This is a genomic window from Flavobacterium beibuense (assembly GCF_004151245.1).
Classification (GTDB): domain Bacteria; phylum Bacteroidota; class Bacteroidia; order Flavobacteriales; family Flavobacteriaceae; genus Flavobacterium; species Flavobacterium beibuense_A.
In genome coordinates this window covers 19,582-33,365 of the sequence record NZ_JUIW01000014.1, presented here as the reverse complement: position 1 = coordinate 33,365, position 13,784 = coordinate 19,582, and the positions used below count along the sequence as shown (strand labels likewise).

Annotated in this window: 12 protein-coding genes; 9 read left to right on the top strand and 3 right to left on the bottom strand. The window is 34.9% G+C overall.

Features of this window, described 5'->3' with window-relative positions:
* Positions 1–4: 4 nt before the first annotated feature.
* Both NU09_RS16840 and NU09_RS16835 read left to right on the top strand, forming a co-directional pair.
* A complete protein-coding gene (locus NU09_RS16840) occupies positions 5–1,426 on the top strand; it encodes a glycosyltransferase family 2 protein (RefSeq protein WP_129752480.1) in 1,422 nt (473 codons plus the stop codon).
* A 79-nt stretch (positions 1,427–1,505) separates the two neighbouring features.
* Entirely contained in the window at positions 1,506–2,711 is a 1,206-nt protein-coding gene (locus tag NU09_RS16835) for a YaiO family outer membrane beta-barrel protein (RefSeq protein ID WP_129752508.1), read from the top strand.
* Between the two features lie 93 nt (positions 2,712–2,804).
* On the opposite strand, the gene NU09_RS16830 is transcribed toward NU09_RS16835, so the two are convergent.
* The gene (locus tag NU09_RS16830) at positions 2,805–3,233 is read right to left on the bottom strand and encodes a response regulator transcription factor (RefSeq protein ID WP_129752479.1); all 429 of its coding nucleotides are present in this window, start codon (positions 3,231–3,233) and stop codon (positions 2,805–2,807) included.
* A gap of 973 nt (positions 3,234–4,206) precedes the next feature.
* On the opposite strand from NU09_RS16830, the gene NU09_RS16825 reads away from it, so the two are divergent.
* From NU09_RS16825 to NU09_RS16795, 7 genes are read left to right on the top strand one after another with little or no spacing between them, the layout of a single operon-like run.
* On the top strand, positions 4,207–4,620 hold the full coding sequence (locus tag NU09_RS16825) for a response regulator (protein WP_129752478.1): 414 nt from the start codon (positions 4,207–4,209) through the stop codon (positions 4,618–4,620).
* A 2-nt stretch (positions 4,621–4,622) separates the two neighbouring features.
* Positions 4,623–5,162 (top strand): heme NO-binding domain-containing protein, encoded by a 540-nt coding sequence (locus NU09_RS16820; RefSeq protein WP_129752477.1) that lies wholly within the window; start codon positions 4,623–4,625, stop codon positions 5,160–5,162.
* Position 5,163: 1 nt separating this feature from the next.
* Entirely contained in the window at positions 5,164–7,089 is a 1,926-nt protein-coding gene (locus NU09_RS16815) for a PAS domain-containing protein (RefSeq protein ID WP_129752476.1), read from the top strand.
* A gap of 5 nt (positions 7,090–7,094) precedes the next feature.
* Positions 7,095–8,225, top strand: a complete 1,131-nt coding sequence (locus NU09_RS16810) for an FIST signal transduction protein (RefSeq protein WP_129752475.1) — start codon at positions 7,095–7,097, stop codon at positions 8,223–8,225.
* Positions 8,222–9,262 carry a sensor histidine kinase gene (locus tag NU09_RS16805; RefSeq protein WP_129752474.1) on the top strand — a complete coding sequence of 347 codons (1,041 nt, stop codon included), beginning with the start codon at positions 8,222–8,224 and terminating at the stop codon, positions 9,260–9,262. Before NU09_RS16810 ends, NU09_RS16805 begins: the two co-directional genes overlap by 4 nt.
* Entirely contained in the window at positions 9,249–9,566 is a 318-nt protein-coding gene (locus NU09_RS16800) for an Hpt domain-containing protein (protein ID WP_129752473.1), read from the top strand. The genes NU09_RS16805 and NU09_RS16800 overlap by 14 nt, the downstream gene beginning before the upstream one ends.
* A 15-nt stretch (positions 9,567–9,581) precedes the next feature.
* Complete coding sequence (locus NU09_RS16795) at positions 9,582–10,310, top strand: LytR/AlgR family response regulator transcription factor (RefSeq protein ID WP_129752472.1); 729 nt, start codon at positions 9,582–9,584, stop codon at positions 10,308–10,310.
* A 436-nt stretch (positions 10,311–10,746) separates the two neighbouring features.
* Here NU09_RS16795 and NU09_RS16790 read toward each other — a convergent pair whose 3' ends face one another.
* The gene (locus NU09_RS16790; protein WP_129752471.1) at positions 10,747–12,396 is read right to left on the bottom strand and encodes a tetratricopeptide repeat protein; all 1,650 of its coding nucleotides are present in this window, start codon (positions 12,394–12,396) and stop codon (positions 10,747–10,749) included.
* A gap of 243 nt (positions 12,397–12,639) precedes the next feature.
* Complete coding sequence (locus NU09_RS16785) at positions 12,640–13,713, bottom strand: phosphatidylinositol-specific phospholipase C1-like protein (protein WP_129752470.1); 1,074 nt, start codon at positions 13,711–13,713, stop codon at positions 12,640–12,642.
* Positions 13,714–13,784: the final 71 nt, after the last annotated feature.

Here is a 13,784-nt window from a genome sequence, read left to right as displayed (position 1 = left end):
CACTTTGGATTATAGAATATTAATAGATATAGCCAGTTGGGCATTTCTTGTATATGCAGTAGTAATATGCTCAGGGTATACGTTTGCTGCCTTATTCTCCTTTTTGGAAATTAAGGAGTATAAAAGGATATATAACCTACCTTCGGAAGAAGTAGCAATGCTGCAATCCTCTACCCTGCCACCTGTATCTATACTTGCACCTGCCTACAATGAGGAAGCCAATGTTGTAGAAAATGTACGCTCCATGCTTACTCTTAACTACCCTTCTTATGAGATAGTGGTAATAAACGACGGCAGTAAAGACAATACCCTGCAAAGGCTGGTAGAAACTTTTTCTATGGTAAAAGATGAGTCATTACGATACAACTCCATACCCACACAGGAAGTAAGGGGCGTTTACACATCTACAATTAAAGCCTACAAAAACCTAACAGTTATAGATAAAGCAAACGGTGGTAAGGCCGATGCATTAAACGCGGGTATAAACAACTGTAAGCACGACCTTATTTGTTGTATTGACGTAGACTGTATACTTGAAAACGATGCCTTGCTTAAACTGGTAAAACCATTTTTAAATAATGAGAAGACGGTAATTGCATCTGGAGGTATAATCCGTGTGGCTAACTCATGTATTATTGAAGACGGCAGGATTATAGAAGTGCGCCTTCCGGATAAGTTTGTGGCCCGTGCACAAATACTGGAATACTTCAGGGCATTCCTTATGGGGCGTATGGCGTGGTCAAGACTGGACGGACTCCTGTTAATATCCGGGGCTTTTGGTATGTTTGATAAAAAGATAGCCATAGAGGCCGGAGGTTATAATCACAAAACAGTAGGAGAAGATATGGAGCTTTTGGTACGCATGCGACGTATGATGCGTAATAAAAAAATTCCTTACACCGTAGGTTTTATCCCGGATCCTTTATGCTGGACAGAAGTACCACAACAGTGGAAAGTACTCCACAGGCAACGCAACAGATGGACACGCGGTACTATGGAAACCTTATGGATGCACCGCAAAATGCTCTTTAACCCTAAGTATAAAGTATTGGGTATGCTTAGTACACCTTACTGGATGTTTTTTGAATGGCTTGCCCCTATCATAGAATTCTTTGGGATCCTTTTCATTATCCTTTTATATGTTTTAGGATTTTTAAACTGGACCATATTCCTTAGCTTTTTTGCATTAGTATATTTCTTCTCGGTGCTTTATTCAATTACAGCTATTTTCTTTGAAGAATATTCTTTTCAGCAATACAAGAAACCTAAGTACATATTCAGGCTTATAGGCACTGCCTTTGCAGAGCCTTTATTCTACCATCCGTTTGTAATGTGGGCAGCAATAAAAGGCAACATCGACCTTATAAGAGGTAAAAAAACATGGGGAGCCATGAGTAGAACAGGGCTTTCAAACCCTAAAAAATAGTTTAATCTTAAAAATTACTATTGTGTCAGTCAATCTAAAAAAAATACAACCAACTGTTAAGGTATTACTTTTTATAGTTATGCTTTTTTCATGCATTACAGTAAATGCCCAAACCAGCGACGATATATACACAGAAGCCAGAAAAGAAGCTTTTGAAAACAAAAACTATAAAAAAGCTATTGACCTGTCACAAAAGGCTTTGGAATTGAGCCCGGATTATACCGAACTAAATATCTTTTTAGGCAGGCTATATACCTGGGATAAACAACCGGAGCAGGCCCGTTTGGTTTTTGAAAAGGTTATGATAAAAAATCCTGATAATACGGATTTATATCTGGCATATGGTAGCCTTGAGTATTGGAATAAAAATTATGAAAAGGCTTTAGAACTAACCGATAAAGGCTTGGGAAAAAGTCCGCAATCGGAAGAGCTACTGCTTTTAAAAGCGAGAATACTTAAAGATTCCAGACAATATACTGAAGCCAACAGTACCCTGACAACACTATTGGAAATAAACCCAAAAAACAATGAAGCCAGGACTCTAAGCCAGGTTATAGGAATGACAGGGTTTAAAAATGCCGTAGGGGTTTATTATGACTACTACTATTTTGATAAACGTTTTGACGACCCTTGGCATATTGCCAGTGTAGACTATACCAGGCAGGGTAACTTTGGTACACTTACCGGAAGGGTAAATTATGCCAATAAGTTTGCTATGGATGCCATGCAGTTTGAAATTGAAAGTTATCCAAGAATATCAGATGTTTTCTATACCTATGTAAATGCAGGTATATCTGATGATAAAGGTATCTTCCCGGAATATAAAGCAGGATTTTCATTGTTTGCCAATCTACCCAAAGGTTTTGAAGCAGAAGGAGGTTTTAGGATGTTAAGTTTTTCGGGAGAACAAACCTGGACCTATACCCTATCTGCCGGAAAATATTATAAAAACCTATGGTTTAACCTAAGAGGATATTTTACACCAGACAGAAATAATGTTGGCCAGTCTTATCAGTTAACTACCCGTTATTATTTAGGTGGTGCCGATGAGTATCTGAGCTTAAGGCTTGGTACCGGTATTTCTCCGGATAATCAGAATAACGTGCTTCTTAATGAGACTTTTACCTATAAGCTAAAATCATATAATGTAGCTTTGGAATACAGAACTGTATTTAACCGATCTTATGTAGTATACGCTAGAACTTCGATTGAGAATCAGGAATATGCCCCTAACACAAAAGGTAATCAGATAACTGCCGGCGTAGGTGCTATAAAACGATTCTAAAAAGAAACACCTGTAGAAAACTACAGGTGCATCAACCAAACCAACCATAAAACTATCATAATCCCTTAAGGCATTATGAAGTACTTTTATATTTTAATTCAAACTAAAAATCGCGTTATCTATACCACTTGTAAGCCTTTTGGCTCTTGCCTCAATATCAGAAATACTTATAGGCATTTTTGCATAGTCGTTTACTCCAAGTTCAAAGGTTTTATTAAAAACCCTTTCATCACTATGACATGAAACTACCATAACAGGAGTACTAACCTTTTTTACATTTCTAATATATTGTATAACTTCTAACCCTGCCCTGTTTGCCTTAGGTTTGTTTATCATAGGTACCATTGGGTACACTACCGACAAACTTATATCTGCAATAAGCAGATCAGGCTGAAAAGCATTAAAACTATTTACAGCATCCCGAGTATTGTCACAACACTCAATTTCATATCCTAAATCGCTTAGGCACCTGCCCAACGATGTTAATATGTGACGTTCGTTATCTACTATTAAAACTTTCATAAGTCTGCTGTTTTAGTTATTAACACTGAATCTTATATTCATTTACGGTATTTTTGGGGTTATCAGTTTATTGGGGGGCAATATCTTGATAAATTATTTTGGATTCAGTGTTAATTACAGTACAAATATCCGTCGGGTTTCAAAGCTTTTTGCCTAATATTCGACAAAAAACATTTTGCTGTAGACGAATGGTAAGAACTAAGCCGACAAACAGGTTGATGGAAGATTTTATCAATAATATCTATTAAGAAACCCTACATAAATAAAAAAGCCTCCTAATAAAGGAGGCCTTAAAAATAAACATCAGTAGTCGTGCATTCTAACATTAATTTCTTTTCATTCTTATAAAACTATCAATGTACTTTGGAGCTTAAAGTATGACAATCTATATAACCACTTTGTACTTAATAACACTGCAAATATCCGTTGGGAAATTACGTTTCCGTCCCATTATTCGACGAATGGAATTTTGCTTTAGATGAGCTGTACTCCTATTAAGGGTAAGCCGTCACATTTATAAAATAATAAACAATAAAAAAGGCCTCCTTATTAGGGAGGCCTGACACACCAGTAATTTTTAATTGAATATCAATAGCACTACTTTATTTTTGGGATCCATTTAATCTAGGGGGCTTTGACTAAATGATTATAAATGCATTATTTATAGTGCAAATATCTAGTGATTATGTTAGCTATATTGTTAGATTTCGACGAATGGCATTCAATTGTAGACGAATGGTATTTTTGTCCCGATTAACTAAGAATCTAATAATAAAATAAGCGTTTATCTATCAATCAGTTAAAATCTATATATTTTATACTTGTAAGAAACCGCTTATAGCCTATTTAAAACCATTCGTCGCTTCAAAGCTACCATTCACCGAAGTTTAACCCTCGCTTATCGAAAAGAAAAATTGTTCTTTACGGAGTCCCGTAATTTTGTAGTTGGAAAAATATACCCTAACTAAAAAAAATGGCGAGAGCACTTAATATACTTTTAATTGAAGACGACTCTATCGAAGTCATGAAGTTTCACAGAGTTTTAAAAACCCTGCACTTAAACCATAAGATAGTAGAAGCCAATAATGGCGAAGAGGCGTTAGCAATATTAAAAGACAAGGAAATTATTCCGGATATTATTATCCTGGATCTTAATATGCCTAAAATAAACGGCATAGAATTTTTGGGTATCCTTAAAAAAGATGAAGTGCTTAAATATATTCCTGCCATAATACTAACTACCTCAAACAACCATAGGGATGTAATGGAATGTTATAAAACAGGCATTGCAGGTTACTTAATAAAACCCCTTAAGTATGAGGAGTATGTAGACAGGGTTAAAAAACTTATAGAATACTGGAGCGTAAATGAATTAATCTCACAGTAATTATGTATGGCTTTGTTAACAATGCAATAAAACATTATGTAAACGATAACTTTGGCAACCAGATTTGGATGGAAGTTAAGCAGCAGTGTGCTCTTACTCCAAGTTTTCTTGATGCCGATCAGCCATACAATGAGGAAACTATTTTTAAAATAGCAGAAACAGTTTCAAAAATCACACAAATACCTCTAAACAAAGTACTTGAAGAAATTGGAGCAAGTATTATTTCAACACTTGCCGAAAAATATAAGTTCCTGATGGAATCCAGAGGCGAAAACCTCAAAGATTATTTATTAAATTTACCTAACTTTCATAACAGGATTATGTTAATCTATCCTGAATTAACTCCACCCGAGTTTAGAATAAGTAATGTAGCCCACAACAGTTTACATCTGCATTACAACTCAAACAGGGAAGGTGTTCGGGATTTTTTAAAGGGCTATCTGGATGGTTTGGTTAAAATATTTTGTGAACCCGCTATAGTAGAGCCTATTGAGTCCCCCGCTGAAAGCCGCCATCAGGAAGTTTTCAAAATCAATTGGTAATATGAGTAACAGCCATACATTTAAATTTAATGCCGATAATTTCAGCAGGATATTTCCTTTCTATATACTGCTGGATGAAAATTTAGTAATCTCCTCTTTTGGAAGCAGCATTACTAAACTGAATCCGGAATTAAAAAAAGGCGACTCTTTTTCTGATTTCTTTTCACTTATACGACCTCATACAGAAAACATTACTGAAGAAGTACTGGTAGAAAACCTAAGCCAGCTTGTTATCCTTGAAAGTAAAATTGTACCCGATTTAATACTAAGAGGCCAGTTTGAAACTATGGATAACAATTTTTTATTTGTAGGTTCTCCCTGGCTTATGTCGGTAGAGGAAGTGAAAAAGAGAAAACTTTCAATCTTTGATTTTGCCAATCATGATCCTTTGCTGGATCTTCTTCAGATATTAAAAACTCAGGAAGCTACCACTCAGGAGCTAAAAGAGCTTTTAAGGATAAACAATGAACAAAAAAATGCACTTAAACAGGATCGTGAAGAGCTTAATAAATTATCGGTAGTTGCCAGTGCAAACGAAAATGCCATAGTTTTTACCAAACCCAGCGCCGAGATATTTTGGTGTAACGATGCCTATTTAAAGATAACAGGCTTTAGCCGTGAGGAAGTAATGGGCAAAACCCCTATTGAGGTTGGCCGTACAGAATCTACAGACAGGGATGCATTACAAAAAATGATTGACTTGTTTTACAAAGGTGAATCGTTTGACGTGGAAGTAACCCATGCTAAAAAAGGCGGTGGCTATTTTTGGGCAAAAATTAAAGGCCAGCCTATATATGATGATAAAGGGAATATCCTTCAGTATTTTGCCATGCTTGAGGATATGTCTGAAGAAAAGGAAAAGGAGGAACAATTAATACTACTTTCCCTAATTGCCGAAAAAAATATAAACTCGGTGATTATATGCGATAAAGAAGGTAGAATAGAATGGGCAAACTCCAGTTTTGAGGTAATGTCAGGGTATAAAAAAGAAGAGCTTATAGGTAAAAAACCCGGGGTACTGTTACAAGGACCAGAAAGCGATGCTGAAACCGTAACCTATTTAAGTGATCAGATAAAAAAAGGGGAACCCTTTAACTGTGAGATAATAAACTACTCTAAAGACAAAAAGAAATACTGGGTCAGGATACAGGGTCAGGCCTTGTATAACAATTTTGGAGAATTAATACGCTTTTTTGCAATTGAAGAAGATATTACTCATGAAAAACAACTTGAAAAGCAAAAAGAGGAACTGCTAAAAAGCTTAGCAAAAAGTAATAAAGAACTGGAAGACTACGCACAAATAGTTTCTCACGACCTTAAGTCCCCTTTACGCAGTATCAACTCACTAGTAGCCTGGATTAAGGAAGAAAACGAAGGTTGCCTTACCGAACAGACAACAGGTTATCTAAACATGATTGAGGATAAACTGGAAAAAATGGATCATTTAATTCAGGGAGTCCTTACCTACTCTAAAATAGATAAAACAGATATAGCTAAAGAAAATGTAAACATCCACGAAGTGGTTACAAACATTTTAAGCATTATACACATCCCTTCACATATCAGGGTAGAAATAAAAAACAACCTGCCGGTTTTAAAGGCAGACAGATTCAGGATACAGCAGCTTTTTCAAAACCTGATAAGCAATGCTGTAAACTATATTGATAAACCAGAAGGATTTGTTGTTATCAATGTAAAAGAAGCTAAAGACCATTTTGTTTTCTCGGTTGCCGACAACGGACCGGGTATTGCCGAAGAAAATCAGGAAAAAATATTCAAGATATTCCAATCCTTCAGTAAAAATGAAAGATCTACAGGTCTTGGCCTGTCCATAGTGAAAAAGATAATTGACAACTACGGCGGCAAAATATGGATTGAAAGCGAATTAGGAAAAGGTACCGCTTTTTATATTAAACTTTACAAGTAAGATTTATGAAAACAGTTCAGGCATACAAAAAAGATAATACCTGGGTTTATCTTACTGATAAAAAAGCCTTAAACAATCCGTTAGTGCTGGTTTTTGGTAACAGGTTTTTATTGGAAAACAGTATTGTTATAGATGATCTAAGAAAAGAATTTCCTTACGAGCACCTTGTTTTTGGATCTACTTCGGGCGAAATAGCGGATAAAAATGTTATTGAAAACTCTATTGCCGTAACTGCTATAGAGTTTGAAAAAAGTTCGTTTATAATAAAACGCGATAATATACTAAGTCATAATAAAAATGCTTTTGAATTAGGCAAATCATTGTATGAGCAAATGCCTAAAGAAAATCTTAAGCATCTTTTTGTTCTAAGTGAGGGGAGTTTTGTAAATGGGAGCTCTCTGATTGCGGGACTTGAGGATAATGTTTTTAAAAATGTATGCATTACCGGAGGAATGTGTGGCGATGATGCGCGTTTTGTAAAAACAGTTGCTTCTTATAAAGAAAACCCTAAAGAAGGCGAAGTAATACTTATAGGCTTTTACGGCGAATCGCTGGAAATAACTTTTGCAAGTGTAGGCGGCTGGCAGTCTTTTGGGCCTGAAAGGGTTATTACAAAATCAGAAGGGAATACACTTTATGAGATTGACGGGAAGCCTGCCTTAAGCCTTTATAAAAAATATTTGGGAGACAAAGCAGAAGAACTGCCTCAGGCCTCACTACTCTATCCTCTTAATGTCACTATACCCGGTAAAAAAGCACCGGTTGTAAGAACAATATTAAATATTGACAATAATACACAATCAATGATACTTGCCGGCGATGCTCCTGAAGAATCTCTTGTACAACTTATGATGGCAACAGTAGATGGTATTGCTGATGGAGCTAATAAAGCTGCATTATATGCAATGCATAATCGTAAAACCATGCCTCAGTTGGCCCTATTAATAAGTTGTGTAGGTCGTAAACTGGTAATGAATCAGCGTGTTGAAGAAGAAATAGAACAGGTTAAAGAAATGATTGGTGATACTACCACTATTACAGGATTTTATTCGTATGGAGAAATGGCTCCGTTTGTAAACAGTAACTTTTGTGAGCTTCACAACCAAACAATGACATTAACTTTAATAAGCGAATGAAAAACCCCCTTTTAAAAAGACAGATATCCAAGCATATTGGAGAAGATATGCCTACAGGTTTGGAAAATTTTCTAAATGCTGTAGAAGAATCTTATGCTAATTATGAAGATCAGATATCTATGCTGCAAAGAGCAATGAGGATTAGTTCTGAAGAGCTTTTTGAAGCAAACCAAAAACTTAGGGACGAAGCCAATAGTCTTAAGGAAATAAACAATAACCTGGAGTTCATACTTAGTTCCATGAACATGGATAACGATGCTCCTGCTGAAGGGAATTATGACCCTTCCGATTACATTAAGCAACAATCTATACAGCTCATAAAAATAAACGAGCAAAGGGAAGAGCTTTTACAAAATCTTGAAGCACAAAATCAGGCATTAAACGAATATGCCCATATGGTATCTCACGACTTAAAGGCTCCCCTGCGCAACATCACCACGCTAATACAATGGTTTCAGGAAGATCATAACGAAAAGATTGGAAATGAAGGCCAAAAATCGTTAGAGCTTATTTTGTTTAACGTTGAAAAGATGGATCTGCTTATACAGGGTATACTTGATTATTCTTCTATAGACAAGGTACAGACTGAAGACAAACTGATAGATTTCAATAATGTATTTGAAGAGTTATTAAGAATGATTGAGATACCTAAAAATATTGAGGTAAAAATTCTGAATACGCTTCCTAAACTAAACGGCAACTTTTATAAGTTCAGGCAACTTTTTCAAAATCTGCTTGAAAATGCCATAAAGTATAACGACAAAGAAAAAGGGCTTATTGAAATTACCAGTAAGGAAAAGAAGTATGATATAGAATTTTGCATTAAAGACAACGGAAAAGGCATCCCCGAAGCTTATTTTGAGAAAATATTCAATATCTTTACTAAGCTTGACAGTGAAAACCCGTCTTCCGGAATTGGTTTATCTATAGTAAAAAAGATAGTTACACACTATGGCGGTAAGGTTTGGCTTAAGAGCAAAGAAAATGAAGGTACTTCTTTTTACTTTACCCTACCTAAATATCATGGAACAGCCTAATCTTAATTATATAGACCAATTAGCAGGAAATGATGCTCCATTCAGGCAAAAGCTTATAGACATTTTAAAAAAGGAATTGCCCGAAGAAATAAAACTCTATAAAGACCATTTAGGCAGCAACAACTTTTTAGCCGCTGCAGGCAGTGTACATAAGCTTAAACACAAAATAAGTATTATGGGTATGGAAAAAAGTTACTATCTTGCTGAAGAGTTTGAAAAAAACCTTAAAAATAATTCCACTGAACTGAATGAAGATTTTAATATCATTCTTTCAAGAGTACAGAATTATGTAAATGGTATTTAAAGCCGGTTATTTTATATGAATTGCATTATAATTGACGACGAAGCACTGGCAAGAACAATAATTGCGCAAATGGCTTCTAAAGACCCTGAACTTAACATTACGGGAGAATTTAGCAATGCGCTGAGTGCTATGAAGTTTTTAAATGAAAACCACGACAGCACCAACCTTATTTTTCTTGACATTCACATGCCTGATTTTACAGGTTTTGATTTTATTAAAACCATTAAAAATCCTCCGGCTGTAATACTTATCACTTCAGACAAAAACTTTGCAATTGAAGCTTTTGAATATGACTGTATAGTAGACTATCTGGTTAAACCGCTTACAGAAGAGCGATTTCTTAAAGCCGTAAATAAAGCAAAAGCAAAAAAAGAGAGTATACCTGCTATAAAAACCTCAAATACACAAAATGAAAATCAGCCTGCTGACACAGCTAATGAGTTCTATGTTAATATAGACCGCAGGCTTATAAAAATTGAGATCCCTACAATTAATATTATTGAGGCAAAAGGAGATTATATTCAGATAAAGACGGAAACTAAAAACTACACAGTACACTCTACCCTTAAAAAAATTGAGGAAAAGTTACCTCCTTCCCTATTTTTAAAAGTTCACAGGACCTATATAATCAATACCAAAAAGATTATTGATATAGAAGACAACAGTGTCCTTATTGGTAAAGATGTGGTACCTGTTAGCCGGGCAAACAGGCCTGAGCTCATGAAAAGACTTAATATGCTATAAAGCATTAAAAAAATACATTGATAAAGCAGCTAAAACGCTGCTTTTTTTTATGAAACAACCCCTTTATGAATTCATAAAGGGGTTGCTAACATATTACTACTAATTAATTAAAATCGATGTTTACTCTATCATAGGCAATTTCTGGTTTTTAGTGGTTAATAATCCTTGTTTGTTTCTTTGTAAGCTAGTCTGGCCATCTGTCTTATAAGACAACCCAATACCGATAAGTATAGCGGCGTGTTATACAATTTGCTAAATGACAGTTGTTTTTCCAGCCGGATGCGGCACAAATGAATATGTAGTAAAACACAGCCGCTATGGCTTATCAGATATTACTACAACATTAATGAAAAAATGAAAGTTTTATTTTGCTGTCACGTAGAAAATAACAGCCAAAAAAGCGACAAAACAAGGTAAATTAAGCGACACTAAAAACCTAAATACTTGATATGTAAGAATATAAATCAACTTCTTTAGATATATTCATTTTTGCTGATAAACGCTCTTTTCTTTTCTTACTGGCTGCAAGAGTTATATTAAGTACTGTTGCAATTTCTTTAACGCTTAACCCCATGTAGATGTAGGCTATAAATCTTATATCATTTACACTGAGATCCTGATGAAGTTCTTTTAGTCTTGACATAAAGCCCTGATTAACTTCCTCAAAATGCTTTATAAAATTATCCCACTCATTGTCGGTTCTTAAATATGCCTTTAGGGAATTAACATGATTAACCAGGGTTTGGTCTTTTGCCAGTTTAGGCTTTTTGGAAAGATAAGCAACAATCTCTTCTATAATCTCATTCCTGTCAGAAAGATAAAGCGCCCTTGAAGAAAGTTTTTTGTTCTTGTTTTCTATTTCTTCATTAAGGCGTTCCTGCTCTAAAAGAGCTTTGGTAACTTTTCTCTCCAGTTTAAGATTGTAGTTTTTTTCCTTTTCAAGGTGGAGTTCAATTATATTACGGCTACACTCGGCAATCATTTTCTTTTGTCTGAAAATAAGCACTATAATTATAACAGTAGCACATATAATAACTATTATAGCATAAAACACTCTCCTTTCGGAGGCAAGCTTTTGTTCTTTTACGTAAATCTGATTTTTATAATCCTGTATTTCAAATTTAACCCTGTTATTTTCAAAAACCCTACCGTTGTTACGTTCGGTTAGTTCGTGTTCGGTAACAAGTATAGAGTCTTTAAATCGTAGCGCATCTTTATAGGAACCGCTTTTTTCATATATATCTGAAAGAAGAACAAAAACATTCTTCTTGAATTCCAAATCGGGATTTCTGTTTAGGGCACGCTTAGCAAATACAATTGCCTGAGAATAATTATTTTCCTTAAGATAGCTTTTGGATATTATTGTCCATAAAAAAATATCTAGCCCCATTTCAGCAGCATTCGGTTCATTATTATATAAGTCCCACGCTCCTTTTCTTGCCTTTACCACATCACCTAAAAGCAAATCATTTTCAATTAAAAGCACTTTAGACGAAGCCAAAAAATGGCCTTCAAGGTGTTTCGTACTTTCCAATAGGTACGGTCTCGCCTTTTCAGGTTTATTCATACGATTATATATATAACCCAAATTCATTTGAGGAAGCCAAATATGTGACTCGATATTCTTATCCTTAGCACCCTTATAAGCCTTGGTATAATACTCTATCGCTTTTTCATACATTTTTTGACGGGCATAAATATTAGCAATATTATTAAGGCACTCCAGTTCCTGCTCGTGCCATTTATTTTTAACAGCTATATTATAAGCATCTAAAAAAAAATGGAGGGCTTCTCCATAATCAAACATGGAATAATAACTGAACCCGGTACAAAAAAGTGAATTAAAAAGTTGTCTGTCCCAATTTTTAGATAATGCCATTTCTCTTGCTACCGTATAATATTCCAATGCTTTTACATAATTGGCCTTATCTTTCTCTTTGTTACCTTTTTTTATTAGAGTATCACACTCTGCCAGTGTATATTCTTCGCCATTATTACCATTATTTGCCATTGATAAGCTACTATATAACAAGCAAATAACAAATATAAGTCTGTATTTTTGAAGAATATTTCTTAATGGTTTCATGTGGTAGGGGATGGTTAAATTTTAAGTTTTTATTAACATTTTCAAATATAAGAATTGTATTACCCAATTAAATTTTTAATTTTCTTAAAAAATCAAAAACCGATAAACTTTTACATAAAAAGCAAACAGAAAGGTGAATCTTTAAGAAAAAATAAATTTAAAGCCCTTAAAATACTATTCATAAAAAAATAAGGCACTCATTAAGAATGCCTTATTAAAAACTAAAACGATAGAGAAAATTATTTATTTGCCTGTCACAGGATTAGGACGAACAAAAGTGTTATTATCGAAAGAGATATGATAATCAGATTTGAATAATTTACTTGGTAAATAATAATCGGTAGTTATTATTTGTGCACCCGATGTACATGCCTTATTAAAACGTGTATAATCATTATTACGAGCTTCCTGTGTATTTGCATCTGCCCTTGTACGTATTATATAGCCTTTCTTAACCAGACTCTCAATATCGGTATCAGTTTCCGGCTCATTCTTAAAAAGCCATGCTGCTTCGGGTGTGCCGGGTTTTGCATTTACAAAAACCGCACGACCTTTTAACGACGGATGTCCTTTCATATATAAATCCCTTTTCTTACCGCTATCGTCCAGTATAAAAAGAAATTTGCCCCTAGCCTCTTTTAGTGCTGGCCAATTATTATTAAGTACCGCTTCTTCAAGTGTAGCATAATTACCTCTTACCATATCTGGTGTTATAACCTTATCCTTACCCAAGACAGATAAAAGTACTTTATCAAGTTCGTCAAAAAGTTTAGCATTAAATTGTTCGGGCTCTGTACCAAAACGGTTTTTATCACCGTCTTTAGGCTCAAGCGTAATAAATACAGGTACATGACCAGGATGTGCCTCACTCCATTTCCTTAATTTGGCAAGACAGTCTTCAAATGTCATACACTGAGTCCTAAAGTCAAAATCGGGCATATGTAAAACCTTAAATCCAGGTTTTTTCATAACACCTTCTGTATCGTAAGGCTGTTCTGGTGTTACAAGATCAAGACCTTTAGGATGGGCGTATTTACCACCTTTGGTATCGGCATAAACATCAATCTCTAAATTTCTCAGTCCCATATCAAGCTGTTTTTCAATAGCTATATGTTCATACTGAAGTCCGTAAACAGAATGCGTTGTATCCATTTTAGCCATAGCCTCAAGCAAAGCAGGCTCTATAGCATTTTTATAACTGTTATGTGACCCAATAACCTGTAGTTGGTTAATATGTAAATTATCGTCCTGAGCCATAGCCTTAAATACAGGAGTGATTAACAGTAGCACCATTAATGGTGAAAAAAGTGATTTCATGGTTGGAAAAATTATTGTGAAGTATTGAGGCGAAAAGTATAAAAGAGATATTAAGCGCGTGTTATTTAAAC

Coding starts and splice junctions, on each gene's coding strand:
- NU09_RS16810 (WP_129752475.1), top strand. CDS start 7,095: ATGAAAACAGTTCAGGCATACAAAAAAGATAATACCTGGGTTTATCTT.
- NU09_RS16835 (WP_129752508.1), top strand. CDS start 1,506: ATGCTTTTTTCATGCATTACAGTAAATGCCCAAACCAGCGACGATATA.
- NU09_RS16795 (WP_129752472.1), top strand. CDS start 9,582: ATGAATTGCATTATAATTGACGACGAAGCACTGGCAAGAACAATAATT.
- NU09_RS16830 (WP_129752479.1), bottom strand. CDS start 3,233: ATGAAAGTTTTAATAGTAGATAACGAACGTCACATATTAACATCGTTG.
- NU09_RS16820 (WP_129752477.1), top strand. CDS start 4,623: ATGTATGGCTTTGTTAACAATGCAATAAAACATTATGTAAACGATAAC.
- NU09_RS16805 (WP_129752474.1), top strand. CDS start 8,222: ATGAAAAACCCCCTTTTAAAAAGACAGATATCCAAGCATATTGGAGAA.
- NU09_RS16825 (WP_129752478.1), top strand. CDS start 4,207: ATGGCGAGAGCACTTAATATACTTTTAATTGAAGACGACTCTATCGAA.
- NU09_RS16815 (WP_129752476.1), top strand. CDS start 5,164: ATGAGTAACAGCCATACATTTAAATTTAATGCCGATAATTTCAGCAGG.
- NU09_RS16800 (WP_129752473.1), top strand. CDS start 9,249: ATGGAACAGCCTAATCTTAATTATATAGACCAATTAGCAGGAAATGAT.
- NU09_RS16785 (WP_129752470.1), bottom strand. CDS start 13,713: ATGAAATCACTTTTTTCACCATTAATGGTGCTACTGTTAATCACTCCT.
- NU09_RS16790 (WP_129752471.1), bottom strand. CDS start 12,396: ATGAAACCATTAAGAAATATTCTTCAAAAATACAGACTTATATTTGTT.